Annotated in this window: 20 protein-coding genes and 1 pseudogene; 14 read left to right on the plus strand and 7 right to left on the minus strand. The window is 68.8% G+C overall.

The genetic code is table 11. The features are described 5' to 3' along the window. The 5 genes and pseudogenes from Y710_RS19145 to Y710_RS12915 all read left to right on the plus strand — a co-directional run. Window positions 1-371: pseudogene (locus Y710_RS19145) on the plus strand (HNH endonuclease); the annotation flags it as partial. Window positions 372-373: 2 nt separating this feature from the next. After that, on the plus strand, window positions 374-1,105 hold the full coding sequence (locus Y710_RS12900) for an HAD family hydrolase (protein ID WP_045537780.1): 732 nt from the start codon (window positions 374-376) through the stop codon (window positions 1,103-1,105). Between the two features lie 142 nt (window positions 1,106-1,247). Next, window positions 1,248-3,602 carry a glycoside hydrolase family 65 protein gene (locus tag Y710_RS12905; RefSeq protein ID WP_156150450.1) on the plus strand — a complete coding sequence of 785 codons (2,355 nt, stop codon included), beginning with the start codon at window positions 1,248-1,250 and terminating at the stop codon, window positions 3,600-3,602. Between the two features lie 31 nt (window positions 3,603-3,633). Beyond that, window positions 3,634-5,205, plus strand: a complete 1,572-nt coding sequence (metG, locus tag Y710_RS12910) for a methionine--tRNA ligase (RefSeq protein ID WP_006894775.1) — start codon at window positions 3,634-3,636, stop codon at window positions 5,203-5,205. Next, complete coding sequence (locus tag Y710_RS12915; protein ID WP_062367624.1) at window positions 5,202-6,401, plus strand: aminodeoxychorismate synthase component I; 1,200 nt, start codon at window positions 5,202-5,204, stop codon at window positions 6,399-6,401. Before metG ends, Y710_RS12915 begins: the two co-directional genes overlap by 4 nt. Here Y710_RS12915 and Y710_RS12920 read toward each other — a convergent pair. Both Y710_RS12920 and rsmI read right to left on the minus strand, forming a co-directional pair. After that, entirely contained in the window at window positions 6,370-7,446 is a 1,077-nt protein-coding gene (locus Y710_RS12920; protein ID WP_062367625.1) for a tellurite resistance/C4-dicarboxylate transporter family protein, read from the minus strand. The genes Y710_RS12915 and Y710_RS12920 overlap by 32 nt on opposite strands. A 2-nt stretch (window positions 7,447-7,448) precedes the next feature. Continuing rightward, window positions 7,449-8,321, minus strand: coding sequence for a 16S rRNA (cytidine(1402)-2'-O)-methyltransferase (gene rsmI, locus Y710_RS12925; RefSeq protein WP_006894772.1), 873 nt, complete (start codon window positions 8,319-8,321; stop codon window positions 7,449-7,451). A gap of 35 nt (window positions 8,322-8,356) precedes the next feature. Here rsmI and Y710_RS12930 point away from each other — a divergent pair, with 35 nt between their 5' ends. Next, on the plus strand, window positions 8,357-9,931 hold the full coding sequence (locus tag Y710_RS12930; RefSeq protein ID WP_082781313.1) for a dolichyl-phosphate-mannose--protein mannosyltransferase: 1,575 nt from the start codon (window positions 8,357-8,359) through the stop codon (window positions 9,929-9,931). Here Y710_RS12930 and Y710_RS12935 read toward each other — a convergent pair. Both Y710_RS12935 and Y710_RS12940 read right to left on the minus strand, forming a co-directional pair. Beyond that, window positions 9,885-11,099: an MFS transporter gene (locus Y710_RS12935; RefSeq protein ID WP_006894770.1), complete on the minus strand. Its 1,215-nt coding sequence runs from the start codon at window positions 11,097-11,099 to the stop codon at window positions 9,885-9,887. The genes Y710_RS12930 and Y710_RS12935 overlap by 47 nt on opposite strands. 140 nt (window positions 11,100-11,239) lie before the next feature. Then, window positions 11,240-12,106, minus strand: coding sequence for a universal stress protein (locus tag Y710_RS12940; RefSeq protein WP_006894768.1), 867 nt, complete (start codon window positions 12,104-12,106; stop codon window positions 11,240-11,242). Between the two features lie 176 nt (window positions 12,107-12,282). On the opposite strand from Y710_RS12940, the gene Y710_RS12945 reads away from it, so the two are divergent. After that, window positions 12,283-12,582 (plus strand): hypothetical protein, encoded by a 300-nt coding sequence (locus tag Y710_RS12945; RefSeq protein WP_006894767.1) that lies wholly within the window; start codon window positions 12,283-12,285, stop codon window positions 12,580-12,582. Window positions 12,583-12,597: 15 nt separating this feature from the next. Here Y710_RS12945 and Y710_RS12950 read toward each other — a convergent pair whose 3' ends face one another. Then, window positions 12,598-14,286 (minus strand): cation:proton antiporter, encoded by a 1,689-nt coding sequence (locus tag Y710_RS12950; RefSeq protein WP_062367669.1) that lies wholly within the window; start codon window positions 14,284-14,286, stop codon window positions 12,598-12,600. 161 nt (window positions 14,287-14,447) lie between these two features. Here Y710_RS12950 and Y710_RS12955 point away from each other — a divergent pair, with 161 nt between their 5' ends. From Y710_RS12955 to Y710_RS12970, 4 genes are all read left to right on the plus strand, one after another. Beyond that, window positions 14,448-15,458: an AurF N-oxygenase family protein gene (locus Y710_RS12955; protein ID WP_006894764.1), complete on the plus strand. Its 1,011-nt coding sequence runs from the start codon at window positions 14,448-14,450 to the stop codon at window positions 15,456-15,458. A gap of 10 nt (window positions 15,459-15,468) precedes the next feature. Continuing rightward, entirely contained in the window at window positions 15,469-16,962 is a 1,494-nt protein-coding gene (locus tag Y710_RS12960; protein WP_006894763.1) for an FAD-dependent oxidoreductase, read from the plus strand. 107 nt (window positions 16,963-17,069) lie between these two features. Beyond that, the gene (locus tag Y710_RS12965; protein WP_062367626.1) at window positions 17,070-17,357 is read left to right on the plus strand and encodes a hypothetical protein; all 288 of its coding nucleotides are present in this window, start codon (window positions 17,070-17,072) and stop codon (window positions 17,355-17,357) included. Next, complete coding sequence (locus Y710_RS12970; protein ID WP_062367627.1) at window positions 17,354-18,991, plus strand: alpha/beta hydrolase; 1,638 nt, start codon at window positions 17,354-17,356, stop codon at window positions 18,989-18,991. The genes Y710_RS12965 and Y710_RS12970 overlap by 4 nt, the downstream gene beginning before the upstream one ends. Window positions 18,992-19,024: 33 nt before the next feature. On the opposite strand, the gene Y710_RS12975 is transcribed toward Y710_RS12970, so the two are convergent. Continuing rightward, window positions 19,025-20,485 (minus strand): carboxylesterase/lipase family protein, encoded by a 1,461-nt coding sequence (locus Y710_RS12975; protein WP_051999585.1) that lies wholly within the window; start codon window positions 20,483-20,485, stop codon window positions 19,025-19,027. Window positions 20,486-20,622: 137 nt separating this feature from the next. On the opposite strand from Y710_RS12975, the gene Y710_RS12980 reads away from it, so the two are divergent. Next, window positions 20,623-21,066 carry a FluC/FEX family fluoride channel gene (locus Y710_RS12980; RefSeq protein ID WP_006894759.1) on the plus strand — a complete coding sequence of 148 codons (444 nt, stop codon included), beginning with the start codon at window positions 20,623-20,625 and terminating at the stop codon, window positions 21,064-21,066. Further along, complete coding sequence (locus Y710_RS12985; protein WP_006894758.1) at window positions 21,063-21,416, plus strand: fluoride efflux transporter FluC; 354 nt, start codon at window positions 21,063-21,065, stop codon at window positions 21,414-21,416. The genes Y710_RS12980 and Y710_RS12985 overlap by 4 nt, the downstream gene beginning before the upstream one ends. A 31-nt stretch (window positions 21,417-21,447) precedes the next feature. Here the strand turns inward: Y710_RS12985 and Y710_RS12990 are convergent, their stop codons facing one another. Further along, on the minus strand, window positions 21,448-21,813 hold the full coding sequence (locus Y710_RS12990; protein ID WP_156479448.1) for an ArsR/SmtB family transcription factor: 366 nt from the start codon (window positions 21,811-21,813) through the stop codon (window positions 21,448-21,450). Window positions 21,814-21,991: 178 nt separating this feature from the next. On the opposite strand from Y710_RS12990, the gene Y710_RS12995 reads away from it, so the two are divergent. Beyond that, on the plus strand, window positions 21,992-23,581 hold the full coding sequence (locus Y710_RS12995) for an ABC transporter substrate-binding protein (protein WP_062367629.1): 1,590 nt from the start codon (window positions 21,992-21,994) through the stop codon (window positions 23,579-23,581). Window positions 23,582-23,584 lie beyond the last annotated feature (3 nt).

Here is a 23,584-nt window from a genome sequence, read left to right on the forward strand (position 1 = left end):
GCTGCACCGCCCCCGGCTGCGACCGACCCTTCGCACAAACCCAGGCCCATCACGCACCGGACTGGATCACCCCCGCCGGACGCACCGACATCGACGCCCTCGGCGCCGCCTGCGGACGCCACAACCGCGCCGTCGGCACCAAACGCGGACAATGGGAAACCACCATCCTCCCCGACGGACCCCACACCGGACGCATAGCCTGGCGACCAGCCACCACCGACCAACCCTGGCGACTCAACCCCATCCACCACGCCGGACAAGCGAAGAATCTGCATCCGCCGAATCCGCACCCGCCGGCCCGTGCGGATGCAGCCGCCGGGGACACGACACGTCTGACGGGTAGAGACCCCGATCGGCGGGTAGCGTCGTGACCGTGCTGGGACTCCCTGATGACATCACGGTTGCGCTCTTCGACCTCGACGGAGTGCTCACCGACACCGCATCGGTGCACCGCGTCGCGTGGACGGACGCGTTCAACACCTTCCTGACCCGACGAGCCGGCGGCGACATCGGAGGCCGGACCGACAGCCTCCGCCCGTTCACCGACCAGGACTACTTCGACTACGTCGACGGGAGGCCCCGAATGGACGGCGTGCGCACCTTCCTCGCGTCGCGGAGCATCACCGTCGACGACGACACCGCCGCATCGATCGCGGACGGAAAGAACGACGCCTTTCTCGCCGCGCTCGCCCGCGACGGCGTCACCGCCTACCCCGGTTCCGTCCGCTACCTGCACGCCGCCCGCGAGGCAGGGCTTCACATCGCGGTGGTGACCAGTTCCCGCAACGGCGAGCAGGTCCTCGAAGCCGCGGGACTGACGCAGTTCGTGGAACAGCGCGTCGACGGCAACACCATCGTCGCCGAGCGACTCGCGGGCAAGCCCGCGCCCGACTCGTACCTGCGGGGTGCGGAACTGATGGGTGTCGCTCCCTCCGCCGCGGCGGTCTTCGAGGACGCGGTGTCCGGGGTCGCCGCGGGCGCTGCCGGTGACTTCGGCTACGTCGTGGGCATCGATCGCGTGGGCAGCGGCCAGTCGGATGCGATGAAAGCCGCCGGTGCCTCTATCGTCGTCACCGACCTCGACGATCTTCTCGCCGAGAACTGACCGCCCACCGCGCCGCCGAACCGAGCAGCTACGAGCCCGAGAAGGACCGTCCGTGATCGAACCGACCACCAGCGAGCTGGCCCACACCACGCACGGCGACACGTCGAGCCACACGGACCCGGTCAACATCCCGCAGCACGGCGTGCACCCGGTGGAGGGATTCGACGTCAGCCCGTGGCAGTTGCGCTGGCGGGGACTGGACATCGACATGATCGGCCGCACCGAGACCCTGTTCGCGCTGTCGAACGGTCACATCGGACTGCGCGGCAGCTTCGAGGAAGGCGAACCCGTCGACAAGCCGGGCACCTACTTGAGCGGGTTCTACGAGTTGCGCGACCTGCCCTACGCCGAGAGCGGCTACGGCTACCCCGAGTCCGGACAGACCGTCGTCAATGTGACGGACGCCAAGATCATCCGCCTGCTCGTCGAGGACGAGCCGATGGACCTGAGGTACGGGCGCACCGTCGAGCACGAACGTGTACTCGATTTCCGCACCGGCACCCTGCGGCGCAGCACCCTGTGGACCTCGCCGACCGGGCGCACCGTCCGCATCCGATCCGAAAGACTGGTCTCGTTCACCAAGCGCACCATCGCCGCGATCCGCTACGAGGTGGAGCCGATCGGTGAAGACATGAAACTGGTCCTCCAGTCCGATCTGCTCGCCAACGAGCCGATGGGCGGGGCGGCCTCCGCCAAGGAGGATCCGCGGTTGGCGGCGGCGCTGGAGCGCCCACTGGTCGCCGATCTCGCGGACTGCGAAGACTTCTCCGCGGTTCTCGTCCACCACACCGCACGCTCGGGACTCGCCGTGGCGGCGGGCATGGACCACGAACTGGAACTGCCCGCATCCGCGGACACCTCGATCCGCGCAGACGGCGACCTCGCACGCCTCACCGTCGCGGCCGCCGTGCCCCAGGGCACCAAGCTGGTGCTCACCAAGTACATGGGCTACGGCTGGTCGGCCCGACGGTCGGTGCCCGCGCTGCGCGCCCAGGTGGACGCCGCGCTGGCAATGGCCAAGGAGACCGGTTGGGAGGCCCTTAAACAGGAGCAGTCCGACTACCTCGACGAGTTCTGGCTCGACGCCGACATCGAACTCGACGGCGATCCCGAACTCCAGCAGGCCGTGCGCTTCTCCCTGTTCCATGTGCTGCAGGCCGGTGCACGCGGGCAATCGCGCGCCATCCCGGCCAAGGGGCTCACCGGCCCCGGCTACGACGGCCACACGTTCTGGGACACCGAGAGCTTCGTGCTGCCGATGCTGACCTACACGGTTCCCGCCGCCGCGGGCGAGGAACTCCGCTGGCGGCACGCCACGATGGACAAGGCCCGGTCGCGGGCCGCCGAACTCGCACAGCACGGCGCCATGTTCCCGTGGCGGTCGATCAACGGTGACGAGTGCTCCGGCTACTGGCCGGCCGGCACCGCGGGAGTCCACGTGTCCGCCGACATCGCGAACGCCACCGCCCGCTACATCCGCGCCACCGGCGACGAGGCGTTCGAGGTCGAGTGCGGCGTCGAGCTGCTGGTGGAGATCGCCAGGTTCTTCGCCGGATTCGGCCACCACGATTCGGCGGGCAAGTTCCGCATCGACGGAATCACCGGCCCCGACGAGTACACGGCGATCGTCAACAACAACGTCTTCACCAATCTCGCCGCACAGCAGGCACTGCGCGACGCGGTCGCTGCGTGCTCGCGCCAGCCCGTCGTGGCACGACAGCTCGGCGTGACGCACGACGAGACCGCCTTCTGGACGCAGTGCGCCGACGATATGACCGTGCCCTACGACGACGCACTCGGCGTTCACCAGCAGTGCGAGTCGTTCACCAAACTCGACCGGTGGGACTTCGAGCGGTCGAAGGGCAGGTACCCGCTGCTGCTCAACTACCCGTACTTCGACCTGTACCGCAAGCAGGTGGTGAAGCAGGCCGACCTCGTCTTCGCCATGTACCTGTTCGGCGACCGCTTCACCCCTGAGCAGAAACTGGCGAACTTCGACTACTACTACCCGATCACCGTGCGCGACTCGTCGCTCTCGGCCTGCTGCGAGGCGGTCACCGCGGCCGAGGTCGGATACCTCGACCTCGCCTACGACCTGATGAGCGAATCGGTATTCACCGATCTGCACGACCTGCACAACAACGTCTCGTCGGGACTGCACATCGCGGCCCTGGCCGGCGCCTGGACCGACTGCGTCGCCGGATTCGGCGGGATGCGCGACTTCGACGGTCAGGTCACCTTCGCCCCGCGCCTTCCCTCGAAGCTCAGCTACATGTCGTTCCGCATGATGATCCGCGAATCGCGCATCGTCGTCGCCGTCGACTCCGACACCGCGACCTACCGACTGCTGTCGGGTCCGACGGTCGAACTCGCCCATCACGGTGAGCGATTCGTCCTCGGCGACGATCCGGTCACCCTCGGCATTCCACGGCTCGGGCCGCGCACCGCACCCGAGGCCCCGCCCGGATGCGAGCCGTACCAGCGCTCAGCGCGGTAGACGAATCGCGAGCACGTACAATCGGGCTACTATGCCGAGCGAGTCCTTTGGCGCGTCGTCGCCCTTCTACATCACCACCGCCATCGCGTACCCGAACGGCGCCCCGCATATCGGGCACGCCTATGAGTTCATCTCCGCGGACGTCCTCGCGCGATTCAAGGCGCTGGACGGCTTCGACGTCCGGTTCCAGTCCGGCACCGACGAGCACGGTCAGAAGATGCAGCAGACCGCGGAGAAGGAGGGCGTCTCCACCGCGGAACTGGCGAAGACCAACTCCGATCGCTTCGAGGCGCTGCACGCCGCGCTCGGCACCGATCTGAGCCGGTTCATCCGCACCACCGACTCCGACCACCACCGGGCGTCGGAGGAGATCTGGAAGCGGATGGAGGCGGCGGGCGACATCTACCTCGACTCCTACGCCGGCTGGTACGACGTCCGCGACGAGGCCTTCTTCACCGAGGACGAGACGACCGTCGACGAGGACGGCAACCGCGTTGCGACCGAGAACGGTCACGTCCTCACCTGGACCGAGGAGCAGACCTACTTCTTCCGCCTCTCCAACTATCAGGACCGTCTCCTCGCGTTGTACGACGAGCATCCCGAGTTCATCGGACCGGACGTGCGGCGCAACGAGGTCCGCAGCTTCGTCGCGGGCGGCCTCAACGACCTCTCCATCTCGCGCACCACCTTCGACTGGGGCGTGAAGGTCCCGGGCGCGCCCGAGCACGTGATGTACGTGTGGGTGGACGCCCTCACCAACTACCTCACCGGAGTCGGTTTCCCGGACGACCAGCAGACGCTGGAACGTTACTGGCCCGCCGACCTGCACATCATCGGCAAGGACATCATCCGATTCCACTGCGTCTACTGGCCGGCCTTCTTGATGAGCGCCGGCATCGACGTCCCGAAACGGGTCTTCGCGCACGGCTTCCTGTTCAACCGCGGCCAGAAGATGAGCAAGTCGGTGGGCAACGTCGTCGACCCGCACGAACTGGTCGAGAAGTTCGGGCTCGACACGGTGCGCTACTTCTTCCTCCGCGAAGTGTCGTACGGGCAGGACGGCTCCTACTCGGCGGAGGCGATCGTCTCGCGCAACAACTCCGATCTCGCCAACGAGTACGGCAACCTCGCCCAGCGCACCCTCAGCATGATCGGCAAGTACTTCGGGTCGCAGGTGCCCGAGCCGGGTCCGTTCACGGCCGAGGACCGAGCCCTGCTCGACGCCGCCGACGCTCTGCTGCCGCGAGTCCGTGAACAGTTCGACAAGCAGGCCATTCACCTCGGGCTCGAAGCACTGTGGTCGGTGCTGGCCGACGCCAACCGGTACGTCTCCGCGCAGGAGCCGTGGAAGCTCGCCAAGACCGACCTCGACCGCACCGCCACCGTGCTCTACGTATGCGCCGAAGTGGTGCGCATCGTGACACTGCTGGTGCAGCCGGTGATGCCGCAGTCGGCCTCCACCCTGCTCGATCTGCTCGCCGTCGGCTCAGATGACGCCGATCGCCGGTTCACCGCCGTCGCCGACCGGCTGACGCCGGGCACCGCCCTGCCGAAGCCCGCCCCGGTGTTTCCGCGCCAGGAAAGTCCCGCCGCGGACGCATGACTCGTGATCCGGCGCGGGGACCCTCCGCGCTCGACGTCCTCCGCTCATTCCACGCGGCCGCCGCCGATCGCGGACTGCCCGGCCCGGCCGGGCTGATCGGTGACTGGGCCGATGCCGACGCGGTGATCGCACCGTCGATCGAACTGGTCCCCGGGCTCGCGCCACCCGACCGGCCCGACGGGTACTGGTTCGGCGCACTCGGATTCCCCGTCCGGGCTGAGGAGTCCCCGCTGCCCTCGGTGGTCGGGGGCGTCACCGACGGAGTGCTGACGTTGTCGCACGGCGAATGGTCGTGGAACACCGCCACCGGTGCCCCGCTGCCGGACTGGGCCCGGGCGGCGCTGGAGGCGGCGGCTCCACCCGAGTCGAGGCGGTGGTCGGCCGAATGGGTCTCCCCCGACCGGGACCGACATCTGTTCGCCGTCCAGAAGTGCCTCAACGCCATCGCCGACGGCGAGGTCTACCAAGCATGCGTCTGCACGCAGTTCCACGGGCAGCTCGACGGCCGGCCCATCGATTTCTTCGCCGACATCGCCGCCGCCACGGCGCCGGCGAAGGCGGCCTGGTTGTCCGGGGGTTGGGGATCCGTCGCGAGCTTCAGCCCCGAGTCGTTCCTGGACCGGCGGGGCGACCGGGTGACGTCGTCGCCCATCAAAGGCACGGCTCCGGCCGCCGCCGACCCAGCGGTACTCGCCGCGTCCACCAAGGACGTGGCCGAGAACGTGATGATCGTCGACCTCGTCCGCAACGATCTCGGGCGCGTCGCGCGCACCGGATCGGTGACCGTGCCCGATCTGCTGACGGTGGTCGGCGCCCCGGGCGTGTGGCATCTGGTGTCGACGGTGGCCGCGACCCTGCGTGCGGAGGTCGGCAACCGCTCCCTGCTCGATGCCGCCTTCCCACCCGCATCGGTCACCGGAACCCCGAAGATCCGCGCGGCCGAGTTGCTCGCGGATTGGGAGGATCACGCGCGCGGGATCTACTGCGGCGCGGTGGGCGTCGCGGGCCCGGGCGGCCTGCTCGATCTCAACGTGGCGATCCGCACGGTGGCCGTCGGCCCCGACGGCGGCCTCACGCTCGGCGTCGGCGGCGGGATCACCATCGACTCGTCACCGGCGGCGGAGTGGCAGGAATGCCTCGACAAGGCGGCCTCGATCGTCGGCTTCACCTCGCATCCGGGCCCGCGTTCTCGATAGACCGCAGCGGCAGCAGCCGGGGCGACCGACCGGCCAGCGAAGCCGCGAACCCCGCGAAGGTCACGAACCAGGCCGCCGTGGCGATCCAGATCTCGACGTGCCCGATGTGATCGATCAGCGGGATACCGTTCACCGAGCCGATCTGGTGACTGCCGACTCCGTACATGCCGAGCGGGAACACGATGGCCCAGAACGAGGCGTCGTAGCGGAGTGGTATCCGGTGGCGGATATGCCGCCAGTACCCGGCGAACAGCAACGGCGGTACCAGCCAGGTACCGAACGCCCAGAAGAAGACCGACACCGATTCGACGGTTCCGCGCATCACGTCCAGCACCGGCACGTCCGCCATGCTCTCGATGTTCGCGCCCGCGACCACGGTGATCGCCGTCGCCCCCATCGCGATCCAGTACGCGCCGCTCAACTGGTCCGGTTTCGGATGGTGCATGAATATTCGCGCGGCCACGAACAGAGCCACGGCCATGTAGAGGAACACCCCGACCGCCCAGCACAGCGCGGCCAGCAGCGCGAGCTCGGCCCGACCGCTGGTGACGTGGGGCTGAACGGCGGCGGCGAGAACGGCCACCGACTGCGTCGCCACCACCCAGAGGAACCAGGTGCCGTCGGCCCGCTCGAGCTGCGACTGGCCGATGCGTGCGGTGAACGCCATCGGCGGCAGCGCATAACCCAGGACCAGCCACATCGAGGCGGCGAAGCCCAGCAGCACCAGGGCCGCGACGAGATGGCCGTCGAGCATCAGCCGGGTCCCGAGCACGCTCGTCGCCGCGACGACGGTGAAGAAGCCGAAAGTGCGGTTCGGCACCCGGAGGTCGAAGACCACCGCGTCGCGATGCCGGGCGAGCCGGGCCGCATTGAGCAGCAGCAGCACGCCGAAGGCGAGACCGGTGATCCACATCAGGATCACCGACAGCAGCCGCCAGCCTTCGATCTCGGTCGCGATCGACACGATCCCGGTAGCCATCACCAGGGAGAAGTAGGCGGGATTCAGCTCGCGAACCACGTCGTCGAGACCGCGCAGCCGTGCCACGCTCACTCCCCTCGGCTCTCCAGCACGGCCTGGTACACGTCCCGCCGCGAGTAGGCGGTACCGGCGGCGGCCCGGGCGGACGCGTCCTTCAGCCGCAGCCCCGAGTCTGCGAGCCGGCGGGCCCGCTCCACCACCTCGTCGAGTCCCACCGTCTCGTCCGTCTCGGACGCTCCGGCGATCACGACGGTGATCTCGCCTTTGACGCCATCGGCCGCCCACTCGGCGAGCTCGTCGAGCCGGCCACGCCGCACCTCCTCATAGGTCTTGGTGAGCTCCCGGCAGACCGCGGCGCGGCGGTCCGGACCCAGCACATCGGCGGCGTCGGCGAGAGTCTGCGCCAGCCGGTGCGGAGATTCGAAGAACACGACCGTGCGCGGCTGCGTGCGCAGTTCGGCCAGCCAGTCCCGGCGCGCGCCCTGTTTACGGGGAGCGAAGCCGTCGAAGCAGAACCGTTCGGACGGCATCGCCGACAGCGCCAGCGCGGTCGTCACCGCGGACGGACCCGGCAGACACGTGATCGGCAGCCCCGCGTCGGCACACGCGACCACCAGCCGGTAGCCGGGATCGCTCACCGACGGCATCCCCGCATCGGTCACCAGCAGCACCGTCGCTCCCCCGACGATCGCCTCCACCAGAGCCGGCGCTCTGGACGCTTCCACCTGGTCGTAGTAGCTGATCACCCGGCCGTTGATCTCGACGTCGAGCGCCGCCGCCAGCGCACGCGTCCGGCGAGTGTCCTCGGCGGCCACGATGTCGGCCGAACCGAGCGCCTCGCGGAGCCGGGGCGACGCGTCGCCGGGCTGTCCCATCGGAGTCCCGGCCAGCACCAGCCGTCCGGCCCCCGCTGCGCTCGACTGTCCGTCACTACTGGTCACCGACTCAGACTACTGATCCGGCTACCATCGCACAGGTGACCCCCGCCGCCATCCTCGACCGCGCGACCGCGGAAGACCGCGCGCTCACCGAAGACCTCGGCACGGCACCCGGTCCGCGCGTCCCGGAGCCGGTGTTCGGGCCCACCGACCGGCTCCGCGGCACCGTCGTCGGCGCGATCCTGGTCCTCATCGCGGTGGCCACCAGGTTCTGGGATCTGCAGCACCCGACCGACAAGGGCACACCGGTCTTCGACGAGAAGCACTACGTCCCGCAGGGATGGCAGGTCCTGACCGGCGGCAACTTCATCGAGGACAATCCCGCGTACGGCCTGGTGGTCCACCCGCCCGTGGGCAAGTGGATCCTCGCGGGCGGCGAATGGATGTTCGGCTACAACCCGATGGGCTGGCGTTTCATGTCGGCGGTCTCGGGTGTGATCATCGTGCTCGCGGTGTATCTGACGGTCCGGCGGATGGCGCGGTCGACGCTGATCGGCGCGATCGCCGGCGTCTTCGCGATCTGCGAGGGCGTGCTGTTCGTGCAGTCCCGCATGGGGATGCTCGACATCTTCCAGATCCTGTTCATCGTGCTCGCTTTCGCCGCCTTGATCGCCGACCGCGATCAGATGCGCCAGCGCATGCACCGGGTGTGGCTGCAGGGCCGGATGGACGACTCCCCCTTCGGTCCGCGCTTCGGCTTCCGCTGGTACCGGTTCACCGCCGGGGTGATGCTGGGGCTGGCCTGCGGCGTCAAATGGTCGGGCGCCTATTTCGTCATCGTGTTCACGCTGCTCTCACTGGCCTTCGACGTCTCGGCACGCCGCGCCTACCGCGTCCGGCGTCCGTGGGTCGGTGTGCTGCGACGCGACCTGATCCCGTCGGCGGCGTCACTGGGCGTGCTCCCCTTCCTCATGTACGTGGCGAGTTTCGCACCGTGGTTCTCGTCCGAGACCTCGGTCTACCGTTACGTGGTCGGAGAGAAGATCGGCACCGGCGGCCCGTTCTCCTGGGTGCCTGCGGCCGTCCGGTCGTTCTGGTACTACGAGTCGGGCATCCTCGAGTTCCACGCCGGGCTGACCAACGCGGCGGGCAATCACCATCCGTGGGAGTCGAAACCCTGGACCTGGCCCATGGGTCTGCGTCCGATGCTCTACGCCATCTCCTACGGGCCTGATCAATGCGGTGGTTCGGACTGCGTGCGTGCGCAGATGCTGATCGGGACGCCGGCGATGTGGTGGCTGTCGCTGCCGATGATCGTGTGGGCGCTCTGGCGCATCGTGTCCCGCCGCGACTGGCGCTACGCGGCGGTCCTGGCCGCATACGGCGCGGGCATCCTGCCCTGGTTCGCCGACATCGACCGGCAGATGTACTTCTTCTACGCCACGGCGATGGCCCCGTTCCTGGTGATGGGGTTGGCACTGGTCTGCGGCGACCTCCTGCGCGCCGCACCCCGCGGCGCCACATCGGAGAGACGGCTGATCAGCGTCCTGGTGGTCTCGCTGTACATCGCGCTGGTGATCGCGAACTTCGTGTGGCTCTGGCCGGTTCTGACCGGCGCGCCGATCTCTAACGTCGAATGGGGTCAGCAGATCTGGTTGCCGAGCTGGTCGTGAGCTGACGCGGTGTGACCAGCCACATCGCCAGGGCCAGCAGCACCACACAGCCCGTCACGATGAAGGCCGGGCCGAAACCGAAGACGTCGGCGACGAGACCGGTGAGGATCGGGCCCGACACCGCGCCGAGGTCGGAGGCCATGCCGTAGGCCGCGAGCGCGGATCCGCCACGCCGCTTGCCCGCCAGCATGTCGCCGAGCGCGGCCTGGTGCGTGGGTGCGAACAGGCCCGAGCCGACGCCGGCGACGGCGGTCAGCGCCAGCGCGATCCAGATGTCGGGCGAATAGCCCAGCAGCAGCGTCCCCGCAGCGGCCACGATCAGTCCGGGGATCATCACCGCTCGTCGCCCGTATCGATCCGACAACCGGCCCGACAGCAGGATCGCAATCATGTTGCCCGCGGCGTAGCACGCCAGAATGATGCCCGCCCAGGCCGTCCCGTAACCGAGCCCGTCTTGGACGAAGATCGGCACCAGTGCCACGCGGACCCCCATCGACGCCCAGCCCTGCGCGAAGTTCGAAGTCAGGATCGCGCGGTATTCGCGCTGTCGCAGCGACGCGAAGAACGCCGGCGCAGCGGGCAGGACCGCGTCGGCCGCGTCGGCGCGCTGCGGCTCGGGCGGAGGGGGCATGAACGTCGCCACCACAGCGGTCGCGACCAGCAACGCGATCGCGTACACCACGAACGGCAGACGGAGACCGAAGTCCACCAGCGCCGCACCGATCAGCGGTCCGGTGAGGTTGCCGACGAGAAAGCCCGCCGAGAAGTATCCGGAGGCCCGTCCCCGAACCTCCTGGGGCGAGAGCCGGATCAGCAATGCCATCGCCGAGACGGTGAACATCGTCGAACCGATGCCGCCCGCCGCCCGGAACACCAGCAGTTGCCAGTAGCTCTGCGCGAACGCGCAGGCCGCGGTGCTCAGCGCGACGATCAGCAATCCGGTCAGGTAGATCTTGCGTTCCCCGAGGATCGTCACCAGACGGCCGCCTGCGGGCGCGAACAGCAGCCGCATCAGCGCGAACGCCGAGACCACGAACCCGGCCGCCGCCGACGACACGTCGAAGGTCTTGGCGAAGATCGGCAGCGCCGGGGCGATGAGACCGAAGCCGAGCGCGATCACGGCGTTCGCGATCAGCAGGATCCACAGTCCGCGAGGCAGGTTCTTCATTGTGGACTCAGATTATCGGGTGCGCGCGACCGGCCCGCTCATCCGGTCGGCGACGGTCGGCGGCCGCCGCGAACGTGCAGGAGCCGGGCGCTTCCGCGCCCGGCTCCTGTCGAAACCCTGTCTCCCTACCGACGCTGCCGTCAGCGGCGGACGATCATCACCGGCACCTGCGCGTGATGGAGCACCTTCTGACTGCGCGATCCCAGCAGCAGTCCGGTGAAGCCGCCGCGGCCACGGCTGCCCATGACGATCAGCGAAGCCTTGTCGCCCGCGGCGTCGAGGATCGCCTTCGCCGGCTCCTCCGGAACCACCACGCGCTCCACCTCCACATCCGGGTAGTCCTGGCCGTATCCGGCCATGCGCTCGGCGACGGCCTCGACCGCCTGCTGCGACATCTCGTCGATCTCCTGCTCGTCGAGACCGAAACCGTGCAGGGCGTCGGCATCGAGCGGAGTCCAGGTGTGCACGGCGACCAGCTTCTTCTTCCGCAGATCGGCCTGGCGGTACGCCTCGGCCACCGCCGGGTCGCTGATCTTGGAGTCGTCGACGCCCACCACGACCGGTCCGTCACCGCCGAGGGCCCCGCCGGGCACGATCACGACGCGGCCCTTCGAGTGCGCGGCGACGCTGGTGCTCACCGAACCGAGGAACAGACCCTTCACACTGCTCAGACCGCGCGTGCCGAGCACAGTGATCTGGGCGTGTTCGCCGAGTTCGAGGAGCACGCGAGCGGCGTCTCCCTCGACGATCGAGCCGTTCAGCTTCACGTCCGGAGCCACCTCGCGAGCGGTGGCGGCGGCCTCCTGCACGAACCCGGTTGCTTCGCTGCGGATCGCGTCGATCACGTCCTGCGGGATCACGAGGCCGGGGGCGTAGTCACTGGTGGTGGAGCTGTATGCGGCGACGATCTTCAGATCGAGGTCCTCGAGGGCAGCCGCGGCAGCTGCCCACCGAACCGCATTGGTCGATTCGGGCGATCCGTCTACGCCGACCAGAATCAAGCTCATTTGCGACTGCTCTCCTTCACACCGGCCCGGAGCCCTTGTGTCAGCTTCCGTACTAAGCCTCGGCTCCCATTGTTCACCAAGAGCCCGGCCGCCGCATCGGTACTAGGTCCGGGTGTGTCGATCCGTACAATAGAGGTCAAACGTCCCCAACCCGACGCAATCGAGGTGTCCTGACGATGTCGACCACCACCGCCCCGCGCGAGATCCGCGACGCGGCGACGCATGTCTGCGTCACCGTCGCACTCGGAGTCGTGGTGCTGATCGCGGCGATGTCGACCAGCGGCGGACTCAACGAGTTCTTCATCCTCGCCGCCCCGAGCGTCGTGATCCTCGGGACCCTGGCGGCGATGGTCCGGACCTACCTGAACTGGAAATCGGGCGGCCGGTGGCAGATCTGGCAGGGTGCGACGTGGTTCCTGCTGGCGCTCTCGCTTCTCTGGTTCACCGGCGCACTGCCCAGCGTCATCGTGGACTGACCGGCCCGCAGCCGCTCACCGGCTCGCCTGCGCGTCGAGGCTGATCTCCTCCGCGTCGAGGCGCGCCAGCGCGGAGGTCAGGGCCTCCGAGCTGTAGGCGCCGCGGTCGCGGAGATCGATGAGTTCGGCACGCTGGCGGTCGATGATGACGCGTCGGACGCGCCGCATCTCGACCGCGTTGCGCAGACGCCGGTCCAGGACGTCGCCGGTGGGGTCGCCGTCGTCGGAGGCCTCCAGCGAGCGCACCTGTTCCACATTGCGGGCGAGCATGCTGTCGGAACAGACAGCGGGGTCGGTGAGCACTTCGACGCTGATGGAGGCCATCTCCCGGTTCAGCCGCTGCAGTTCACGCGCCGCGTCGGCACGGTGGTCGGGCAGCCTCATCCATTTGATGAACGCACCCAGCGTGCTGCCCTGGATCATCAGCGACCCGGTCGCGACGACGAAGGCGACGAGTACCAACAGCGAACGGTACGGCGTGTCGGCGGGGAGGGTCTGCGCCGCGGCCAGCGTGACGACACCGCGCATCCCCGCCCAGACCACCACGTGTCCTTCGCGGAAGCCGATCGACTCGGTCCGGTAGTACTCGATGTCCGCGAGCCGCCGGTCGATCCGGCGCTGGAACCGCCGCGTCAGCCGGTCGGCGGCCGCGTCGGGATCTCCCAGTCGGTCCTGCATCTGCTCGAGAATCGGCTCCCGGGCGATCACCCTGCGCGACCGCCGGGAGATGGCCGCGACCAGGGTCATCACGAATCCCCACCGGATCACCATCAACAGCACGAACGCGATCGCCGCGGGCCAGAAGGCGTGGATGACGCTTTCGTGGCTCGCCGTCACATCCATCACCAGGGCCTTCAGTTCGAGTCCCATGAGCAGGAAGACGCCGCCCTCCAAGAGCAACTCGACGGTTCGCCACGTCTGCTGGTCCGACTGCCGGTGCGCCGCGGTGAGCCTGCGCACCGACCCTCGGCCCGTCACCAGTCCGGCGGCCACCGCGGCCACCAGTCCGGAGGCGCCCATGATCTCGGTCGGCACGTACGCGATGTAGGGCGCGGTGAACGAGACCGCCGTCGCCACCGCGGCGTTCGAGATGCGCGCGCGGGCGACGATGAAGACCCAGCCCACTGCGCCGCCGACGATGACGGCGCCGATGATCGCCCAGACGAACGAGAGGGCCACGCCCACCATCGACAGTCCGCCCGCCATCGCGGCGATCGCGGCGCGGAGCACCACCAGCGCGCTCGCGTCGTTGAACAGACTCTCCCCCGAGAGCACCGTGATGAGCCGCTGCGGCGCACCGACCCGTTTGACGGTGGTGGTCGCGACCGCGTCGGTGGGACTGAGAATCGCACCGAGCGCCACGCCGGTGGCGTAATCCGCGTCCGGCAGTATCAGCATGAAGAGCAGTCCCAGCAGGAGCGCGCTGATCACGACCAGCACGATCGACAGTCCGCTGATCGCCTGGAAGTCGCGCTTGAAGTCCATCGCGGGCAGCGCCACGGCCGCGGCGTACAGCAGCGGCGGAAGCACGCCGATCAACACGACCTCCGGATCCACCCAGATAGGCGGGACTCCCGGCAGGTAGCTCACGGCGACCCCGAAACCGACCAGCAGCAACGGCGCGGCGATCCGCACGCGGGGGGCGAGTTGGTTGGCGCCGGCGACCGCCAGCACGCACACGACGACGATTCCCACGATCTCCACGCGGTCATTCTCCCTTGCCGGCGGTGTGACCCGCGACACCGCCATTTGTCCACGCTGACTGTGCCATCGAACATTGACAAGATCGGGCTGCGGTGCGACGCTTGGGACAACAAGTTCTACTTCGGCGGCCTTCGTCCACCGACGCAAGTCAGGAGAAGACAATGACGTCCACGCAGCCCCGGCCCACCACGTACACACCGCCTGCCAAGCAGGACACCGGGACCGACTACCAGCAGGTCCTCGAGGACCTCTCGACCGCGTCGGTCCGACGCAACTTCGACCCCTACATCGACATCGACTGGGACGCGCCGCACATGGCCGTGATCCCGAACGATCCGCGGTGGATCCTCTCGTACAAGGTGGACCCGATCGGCCGGCATCCCTGGTACCAGAGCCTCCCCAAGGAGAAGCAGATCAAGATCGGCATGTGGCGCCAGGCCAATGTCGCGAAGGTCGGTCTTCAGTTCGAGTCGATCCTGATCCGCGGCCTCATGCAGTACGCCGACCGCCTCCCGAACGGTGACAAGCGGTTCCGTTACACCACTCACGAGGCCAAGGAGGAGTGCAACCACACCCTCATGTTCCAGGAGCTGGTGAACCGCATCGGCATGGACACCAAGGGAATGCGCTGGTGGCTGCGCCGTGCATCGCCGATCATCCCGCTGTTCTCCACCTTCTGGCCGACGATCTTCTACTTCGGCGTCCTGGCGGGCGAAGAGCCGATCGACCACATCCAGAAGGACTTCCTGCGCGCACGCGAGGAACTGCACCCCGCGATGTCCGCGGTGATGGAACTCCACGTGGCCGAGGAGGCCCGGCACATCTCGTTCGCGCACAACCACCTGCGCAACACGGTCCCCCGCAAGGGCCCGATCACCAAGTTCGCACTGTCGATCGCGATGCCGATCGTCATGCGCGTGCTGTGCAGCGCGATCGTGGTTCCGCCGAAGGACTTCGAGCGCGAGTTCGACGTGCCGAAGAGCGTCATGAAGGACATCTTCTGGAAGTCGGAGCAGTCGCAGATCTTCCTGTCCGGCGTGTTCGGCGACGTCCGCATGCTCGCCGAGCAGTGTGGCCTGATGAACCCGGCCTCCCGCCAGGTGTGGCGCGCGATGGGCATCGACGGCCGTTCCTCTCGCTACCGCAGCGAGCCCACCTACAACGCGAGCTGAACAGACAACAGTGCCTCACGTCATCACGCAGGCCTGCTGCGGCGACGCCTCGTGCGTCTACGCATGCCCGGTCAACTGCATTCATCCCACTCCAGACGAGCCTGACTTCGGCATCTCGGAGATGCTCTACATCGATCCGTCGACGTGTGTCGACTGCGGTGCGTGCGTCAGCGCGTGCCCGGTCGGCGCGATCGTCCCGGGGCACCGACTTCCCGAGGAGGCCGCGCGCTTCGCCGACGTGAACGCCGGTCACTACCCGGATCCGGCGCCGACCGAGACGCGCTTCCCGGTCCGCACCGACTGGCGGCTGCCGATGGCGCCCATCGTCAAGCCCGCGGCGCTGGGCGGCGCGACACCCGACGAACTGCGCATCGCGATCGTCGGCTCGGGACCGTCGGCCATGTACGCCGCCGACGAGCTTCTGAAGCATCGCCAGGTCAGGGTCACGGTGTACGAGCGTCTGCCGGAACCCTTCGGTCTGGTCCGCTTCGGCGTCGCGCCCGATCACCTGTCCACCAAGACGGTGACCGACCTCTTCAACGAGATCGCGCGTCATCCGAACATCCAGATCCTGCTCAACACCGAGATCGGCCGCGACGTCTCGCTCGACGAGCTCCGCAGTGCTCACCACGCAGTGCTGTGGGCGGGCGGAGCACCCACCGACCGGCCGTTGCAGATCCCCGGTGTGGATCGCGAAGGCGTGCAGAGCGCCACCTCGGTGGTCGGCTGGTACAACGGCCACCCCGATTTCGCGTACGCCGCACCGGATCTCTCGGCCGAGCGAGCGGTCGTTATCGGCAACGGCAACGTGGCCCTCGACGTCGCGCGGATCTTCACCGCCGACACCGATCGGCTCGCACCGACGACGATCGATCCCACCGCCTTGGCGGCACTGCGCGCATCCAATCTGCGCGAAGTGGTTGTGGTGGCGCGCCGCGGTCCCGAGCACGCGGCGTTCACGCTCCCGGAGCTGATCGGCCTCGCCGACGGTCCCGCGCGAGTGTGGGTCGATCCCGCCGAGTTGTCCGGTGTCGACGCGACGAACATCGACGACCCGACGGTGGCGGCCAAGGTGAATCTACTGCGGGAGATCTCGCAGCGGAGCAAGCCCGCCGAGCCCTTCATCCGGCTGTCGTTCGGGCTCACCCCGGTGGAGATCCTGGGCGACGGGCATGCCTCCGGAGTCCGGTTCGTCAAGACCGGCGGCGACGAGGAGTCGGTGATCGACGCGGGTCTGGTGCTCACGGCCATCGGTTACCGCGGTCGCCCCGTTCCGGGTCTGCCCTTCGACGACGAGAAGGGCACGGTCGCGAACGTCGCCGGCCGCGTGGTGGAGAACGGCGAGGCGATTCCGGGCCTGTACGTGACCGGATGGATCAAGCGCGGCCCGACCGGATTCATCGGCACCAACAAGACCGACTCCGGCGAAACCGTGGCGAATCTGCTCGCGGACGCCGAGGCCGGCGCCCTCCCCCGGCCCGGAACCGCACCGGTCCCGGCCTGACCCGAGAGGAGACGGGCCACGCCGGCCTGTGGATGAACGATGGAGCCGAACAAGCTCCGCGTGCGTCTAACGAATGAAGAGTTCATCTCGATCATTCGGAGGCGTCCATGGGATTCGGCATCACTCCCGATCAACTGAACAGCATCGTCGCCCTCTGGCGACGGTCCAGCGATGAGATCGCCGGCCTCGACTGCGCGGCCGGCGATCTGTCTCTGGCGGGCAGCCGGTCGGCGGAATCACTGCGAGCGTGCGCCGCAGCGGTGCACGACGCCGCCGCGGCCCTCTCACGGCACCTCGCCGGCTCGGCCGCGGCGCTCGAGAAGTTCAACACGACGACGGTGGAGTCGGACCGGGCCTGCGCCGCCGACCTCGCCGCCCTCCGGAGGCCGCGGTGACCGGCGTCGCCCAGGTTCTCCGATGGCGTCCGGAGACCCTGCTGGCCACGGCCACCGCTTTCGACGTCGGCGGTGAGAGCGTCGCCAACACCGCCGATGCCGTCCGCCGGTCCTTCGACCTCGATCCGACCTGGTCGGGAGTGACCCGAACCAGTGCCGGGCACCGCGTCGACGCCGAAGTCACGGCGCTGCATCGATTCGAGCGGACGCTCGTCGACCTCTCCGACGCCACGCGAGAGGGACACGGACGGCTGTCCGCGGTGCGCGACCGCATCGTCGGCCAGATCCGCACGGCGCGGAGCTCGGGCTTCAACATCGGCGACGACGGCGCCGTCGCCCACCCGGATCCTCGACGTCGCGCGGACGCCGACTATCTCACCGAGCGGATCACCGCCCTCCTCACTGAGGCCGACGCCGCCGACACCGCGCTGAGCGGCAGGCTCACGATGCTGATGCGGCACCTCGACGGGTCGGGGAACGTGGTGCCCCTCCCGATCGGCGGATACGCTGAGGCCACCGAAGCGGGCCGACTGCTGGACCTGATGCCGCCGGACGTGGTGGAACGGTACTGGGAATCACTCGCTCCGGCGCAGCGACGCAATCTCATCGATTCCGTGCCGGAGGTTGTCGGGAACCTCAACGGCATCGACTTCGCCGACCGCGCGGAGGCCAACACCATCTCGATTCAGCGGACGCTCGACGCCGAAGTCGCGGCCGGCCGGCGCGACGGTGCGAAAGCCCGACAGCTGCGCGCCCTCCTGCGTCCCGCACCCGACCCGCTGCATCCCGGCAGGTTGGTTCCGCGGACCTTTCTGGGTTTCCGCGACGTGGGAGACGGCCGGTTCATCGAACTCGTCGGAGATCTGACAGCGGACGCCACCGGCGCGGCGGTGCTGGTCCCCGGCACCGGAACCGGGTTACACAGCGTCGACGTCTATCGGCGGCGCGCAGCCAACCTGTCGCACGCCAGCGGCGCACCGGTGATCGTCTACGCCGACGGCCCGCTGCCGCAGAAATTGATCGACGCCGATCTCAGCCCGATCGCGGGCACCGCCTCCGACGCCGAGCCCGCACGCCGGATGGCGCCGGGCCTGGTGGAGTTCGCCGCGGCGCTCGACCGGCAGATCGACGCGTCGGGGCTCGACCTGAAGACCACCGTCATCGGGCATTCGTACGGCGGAGCCGTGGTCGGCACGGCGGAACAGTCGGGGCTGCGATCCGATCGCGTGGTGTACGCCTCGTCGGCGGGCACCGGTGTGGAGGACCGGCCTTGGAACAACGCCGAGCCGCACGTCCAGCGGTACTCGCTCACCCCGCCCGGTGACCCGATCCAGTACTGGCAGCAGATGGGCTCATCGGTCCACGGCGGCGATCCGGACACCGCGCCGGGTGTGACACGGCTCGACACCGGGAACTACAGCGACGGCACGCCGGTAGCGGGACGCTCCGCGCACTCGGGCTATCTCGACGACGAGGGTTCCGGGGCGATGCGGGCGATGGCCGCCGTGGTGGCCGGGCGCTGTCCGCCCCCGTACATCGAACGCGCCCCGGATATCGACGCCGCGCAGGACGCCCTCGACGTCGTCGGCGGATGGATCGAGGAGGGGCTGAGCCTGGTGACGCCCGGAAGATGACTCCGCCGAGGCCCATGGAGGCCCATCGGGATCTCAGCCGAATACGTGGGGATCGGCGGCTTCGGTGTGCCGCGCCCATCCGGGATCTCCGGTCTTCGCGAACCGCACCCACGCCGCGTGCATCGCGTCGGCGACCGACTGGTCCGGGTCCGGTCCGGTGAGCGCGTGAGCCGCTTCCAGGTGATCGAAGACGAAGGGCAGCTCGACGGCGTGTCCGGCCCGGATGTCGCACACGGGGCTCTCCCAGGCGAACTCGTAGAGGTATGTCGGCGACTCGGGACGCAGTTCGGCGAGTGCTCTGGTGGGGTCGGCGAAGGCGATCGCCGTGATCGCCTCGCATAACGCATCCCCGGCGCTCACCCCGTCGGCGAGCCGTTCGTCCAGCAGTGCGGTCGGCATTCCGGCACGTGAGAGCATCGCCCGCGCCATCTCGGGAGTCGCCGCCTCGAGCACTCCGGTCGGAGCGAAGAAGAACCGGAACTCGGTGGCGTTCCAGCCGGCGAGCAGCCCGATCCCCGCGCCCGCGCCGTCGGCTATCCGATTCTGCGGAATGTCGGGCAAGATCTCGCCGTCGAGGACCGGGAAAATGTTCATGATGCCCATGCCGATGTCGGTGACGGTCTTGCCCCAGATCTCCGGGTCGGGGTTCATCGTGAACTCGAGGACCGCCTGAGTCTGCGCCTTCAGCAGATCCGCCGTCGGTATCTCGCCGAACGCGGCTGCGGCATGGGGGACTCCGAGCCGCTCGGCGAGTCGCGCGGTCACCTTCCGGGCGTCGTCGACGTCGGCCACCGTGATGCCGTTGCCGCTCTGCATCGCGGCCCGCCCGAACAGGCCGGTGACCCGTGGTGACGACAGCAGCGACGCGACACTCATCGCCCCCGCAGACTCACCGAAGATCGTCACGTTCGCCGGATCGCCGCCGAAGGCGGCGATGTTGTCGCGCACCCACTCCAGCGCCGCGATCTGATCGAGCAGTCCCCGGTCGTCCGGCGCGTCCGGGAAGGCGCCGAATCCCGGAACTCCCAGACGGTAGTTGACGCCGACGCACACCACACCGTCACGCGCGAACGTGTCGCCGGCATAGATCGCGATCCGGTTCGATCCTCGGGCGAAGGCACCGCCGTGGATCCAGACCATCACCGGCAGTCGACCTTCGGACGAAGGATCCGGAGTCCACACGTTCAGGTTCAGATAGTCGTCGCCGAGTTCGACGACGTTGTCGAGGATCGCGGCTATCGGTGCCGGATACCCGACCTGTGGTGCGGTGGGACCGTAGGAGGTGGCGTCGCGGACGCCGTCCCACGGCTCGTGCGGACGCGGTTCCTGAAAGGCGGCGGCCCCGACGGGCGGTGCGGCGTAAGGGATTCCGAGGAACGCGGCGACGCCGCCGCGGATCCTTCCGCGGACACGCCCGGTGGTGGTCGAGACCACCGGGGAACCGTCGCTCGGAAGTCCGGACGCACCGCCGCGTGCAGATGAGGTGTGGGTCACATGTCCACGCTACCCGGCGCGGCGGTCGGTCACCCGTTGCGCGCGAGCCGGATTCGAGGTCGGCGGCTTCGGCCGAAACCGGCCTCACGTCTTATAGGATTCGCTTGTTCACGACAGCTACGGGGTGAGGGACCGACATGTCAGAGCGCATGCACGTACCGGACGCCTTGCGCGGCACCGGCGTGATCTGGGTGTTCCTCGGCGGAATGGCCGGCACCTTCGTCCGCTGGCTCGCCGAGGAGAATCTGCCGTCGGGCAAGGGGCGGTGGCCGTGGGACATCTTCACCGTCAACATCGCCGGCGCACTGATTCTCGGTTTCCTGCTGCAGTTGCTGCTGCGACTGGGGCCGGACGCGGGTCTTCGCAAGAAGATCCGGCTCGGGGTCGGCACCGGCTTCTGCGGCAGCCTCACCACCTACAGTTCCTTCGCCCTGGACCTCTCCGACCTCGGTCGTGACGGTTTCCCGTATCTGGCTGCCGGGTACGCCGCGGCGAGCGTCTTCATCGGACTGATCGCGGTGGCGGTGGGGGTCGCCGCCGCGCGCCGGTGCGTCCCGCAGCCCGCGGAGGCGACACCGTGATCGTCCTCGCCATGATGGTCGGCGGCGGGCTCGGCGCCGTGACCCGCTTCGTCCTCGACGCGCTGATGCGCACACGCAAGCTGACCACCGCGATCGGTCCGACCGCCATCATCAACATCCTGGGTTCACTGCTCATCGGTCTGATCGCCGGGTGGGCGACCACCGGTTCGCTCGACTCGAACTGGAACGTCATCATCGCCACCGGCTTCTGCGGCGGGTTCACCACGTTCTCCACCTCGATGTACGAGACCCTGTTCTTCGGTCTGACACCCCGCGCGGTGATCTATCAGGCGTCGACTCTCGCCGGGTCGGTGGTCGCGTGCCTGCTGGGGCTGGCCCTGACCCTGTGAGCGACCGGCGGGTGTCGGGGACCTCGCGACGTCAGTCGCCGCCCGCGCCCGGATGTCGCGCGCTGTGCGGATGGCCGTGTACGTGGGCGATCCCGACTACGTCGTGCAGGATCTGGTGCACCACGGCGTCGTCGATCATCGAGTAGCGCACGCGGCGCCCGGCCCGGGCGGTCCGCACCCACCCGCTGTCGCGGAGGGCACGGAGCGACTGCGATGCCGCGTTCTCGGTGATCCCCACGCGCTCGGCGAGTTCGGCCACCGCCAGATCGGGCTTGCGATGCATCTCCACCAGGAGCGCGAGGCGGGTGGGATCACCGAGAAGAGCGAAACGGGTCGACCAGATCTCGATCTGTCTCGGCGTCAGCCGCTCCCGCGACTGCGCAGACCGTTCCGCCATGCGCATTTCCTCTCGAACTCGTGTGGTCATTCCATCACGGTCGGGGCCGCGCCCGCGACGGGTCCGTCGATCGTTTCCGCGAATCCGGCCGCGCCGCCGAATCTCTGATACACGTTCAATTCGACATATGTCAGTTCACACACATGTCCCGTCCTCCTTCGACGTCAGGCACAGCTCCATGCGCACCAGCCGCCTCCTGTGTCCCGCCCTCGTCCTCGTTCCGGCTCTCGTCCTCGGCCTCGCCGGGTGCACGTCGTCCGACGCCGGAGGCACCGGCCAGATCGTCCTCGCCGACGCCGTCGAGCTCGGCGGCTACAACCCCCTCGACGGCTACGGGACACTCGGCGTCTCGCCCCTCTACGAGGGTCTCCTCCGGCCGTCGGCAGCGGACAGCTCCCGGGTACCAGACCTGGTGCCGGCGCTCGCGAGTGAGCCCCCGCGCGCGGTGAGCCCGGGGGTCTGGCGGCTGCCGCTGCGCGAGGACGTCCGATTCTCCGACGGCTCGGCACTCGACTCCGCCGACGTGGTCGCCACCTACCGCGCGCTCACCGACCCCGCGGTCGCCTCGTCGATGAGCGCGGCGATCGGCCCTATCTCCGAAGTCGCGGCCGAAGGTCCGCACGCGGTGACCGTCCACGTGACCGGCGAGGCCGATCCGTCGCCGTATCTGCTGCTGGGCATCGTTCCCTCGGAGAAGGTCGAGAATCGTCCGGCCGCGGATTGGGACATCGGCAGGCATCCGGTGGGCACCGGCCCGTACCGACTCGAATCCCTGCAGCCCGATCAAGCGGTCTTCGTCGCGCGCGAGGACTACTGGGGGTCGGCGCCCGCCCTGAAGAAGGTGGTCTACACCTACACGCCCGACGACAACGCCCGGGCGCAACGGATCGTCAGCGGCGAGGTGTCGGGAGCGAACCTGCCGCCCAAACTCGCGAACAGTCTGGCGGACCGATCCGGCGTCACGGTGGTCGACGCCGACTCCGCCGACTGGCGCAGCGTGAGTCTGCCCTCGCAGAACGCGTTCACGGCGGACGTCGCCTCCCGGCTCGCGATGAATCTCGCGGTCGATCGCCGTGCGCTGGTCGACGATGTGCTCGGCGGTCGAGGCACCCCTGCCGCCACCCCGATCTCGGCGGTCTACGGCGAGAACTACGAGCCCGCCGCCCGGTTCACGGTCGACGTCGCTCGCGCGGGCACGATCCTCGACCGCGCCGGGTGGGTCCGCGGGCCGTCGGGCGTCCGCCGGTGCGGCGGCGACAAGGCCGAGTTCACACTGCTCTACCCCGCCGACGACACCCTCCGTCGCGACCTGGCGGTCGCGTTCGCCGCCGCGGTGAAACGCGTCGGGATCTCCGTGGATCCGCACGGCGCCAGCTGGGACGAGATCGAATCCCGGCTCGCCGACGACGCGGTGCTCCTGGCCGGCGGCGAGTTCCCGTACAGCATCGATTCCCAGGTCTACTCCGCACTGCACACCCGGACGCCCGGTGCGTCGCCGTTCTCCAATCCAGGTGACTTCGGCTCTCCGGAGATGGACCGACTGCTCGAACAGGCGCGCGCGAGCGCTCCGGGGCCGGCGAACGAAGCCCGCTACCGCGAGATCCAGCGGCTGTACCGGGAGGCGCCGTCCTCGGTGTTCCTCGCCTTCGTCCATCACACCTACGCCGTTCGCGACGACGGCTGGCGCTACGATCCCCCGGTGCTGGAACCGCATGCTCACGGGGTGGTGTGGGGGCCGTGGTGGAACCTGCCGTCCTGGCGGCGGTGAGAC

This window comes from Gordonia sp. QH-12 (assembly GCF_001578675.1).
GTDB lineage: Bacteria > Actinomycetota > Actinomycetes > Mycobacteriales > Mycobacteriaceae > Gordonia > Gordonia sihwensis.

Bases quoted from the DNA above. Each gene is read 5' to 3' on its own strand.
- metG (WP_006894775.1), top strand. From the start codon at position 3,634: ATGCCGAGCGAGTCCTTTGGCGCGTCGTCGCCCTTCTACATCACCACC.
- Y710_RS12915 (WP_062367624.1), top strand. From the start codon at position 5,202: ATGACTCGTGATCCGGCGCGGGGACCCTCCGCGCTCGACGTCCTCCGC.
- Y710_RS12935 (WP_006894770.1), bottom strand. From the start codon at position 11,099: ATGAAGAACCTGCCTCGCGGACTGTGGATCCTGCTGATCGCGAACGCC.
- Y710_RS12940 (WP_006894768.1), bottom strand. From the start codon at position 12,106: ATGAGCTTGATTCTGGTCGGCGTAGACGGATCGCCCGAATCGACCAAT.
- Y710_RS12945 (WP_006894767.1), top strand. From the start codon at position 12,283: ATGTCGACCACCACCGCCCCGCGCGAGATCCGCGACGCGGCGACGCAT.
- Y710_RS12955 (WP_006894764.1), top strand. From the start codon at position 14,448: ATGACGTCCACGCAGCCCCGGCCCACCACGTACACACCGCCTGCCAAG.
- Y710_RS12965 (WP_062367626.1), top strand. From the start codon at position 17,070: ATGGGATTCGGCATCACTCCCGATCAACTGAACAGCATCGTCGCCCTC.
- Y710_RS12980 (WP_006894759.1), top strand. From the start codon at position 20,623: ATGTCAGAGCGCATGCACGTACCGGACGCCTTGCGCGGCACCGGCGTG.
- Y710_RS12990 (WP_156479448.1), bottom strand. From the start codon at position 21,813: ATGGCGGAACGGTCTGCGCAGTCGCGGGAGCGGCTGACGCCGAGACAG.
- Y710_RS12995 (WP_062367629.1), top strand. From the start codon at position 21,992: ATGCGCACCAGCCGCCTCCTGTGTCCCGCCCTCGTCCTCGTTCCGGCT.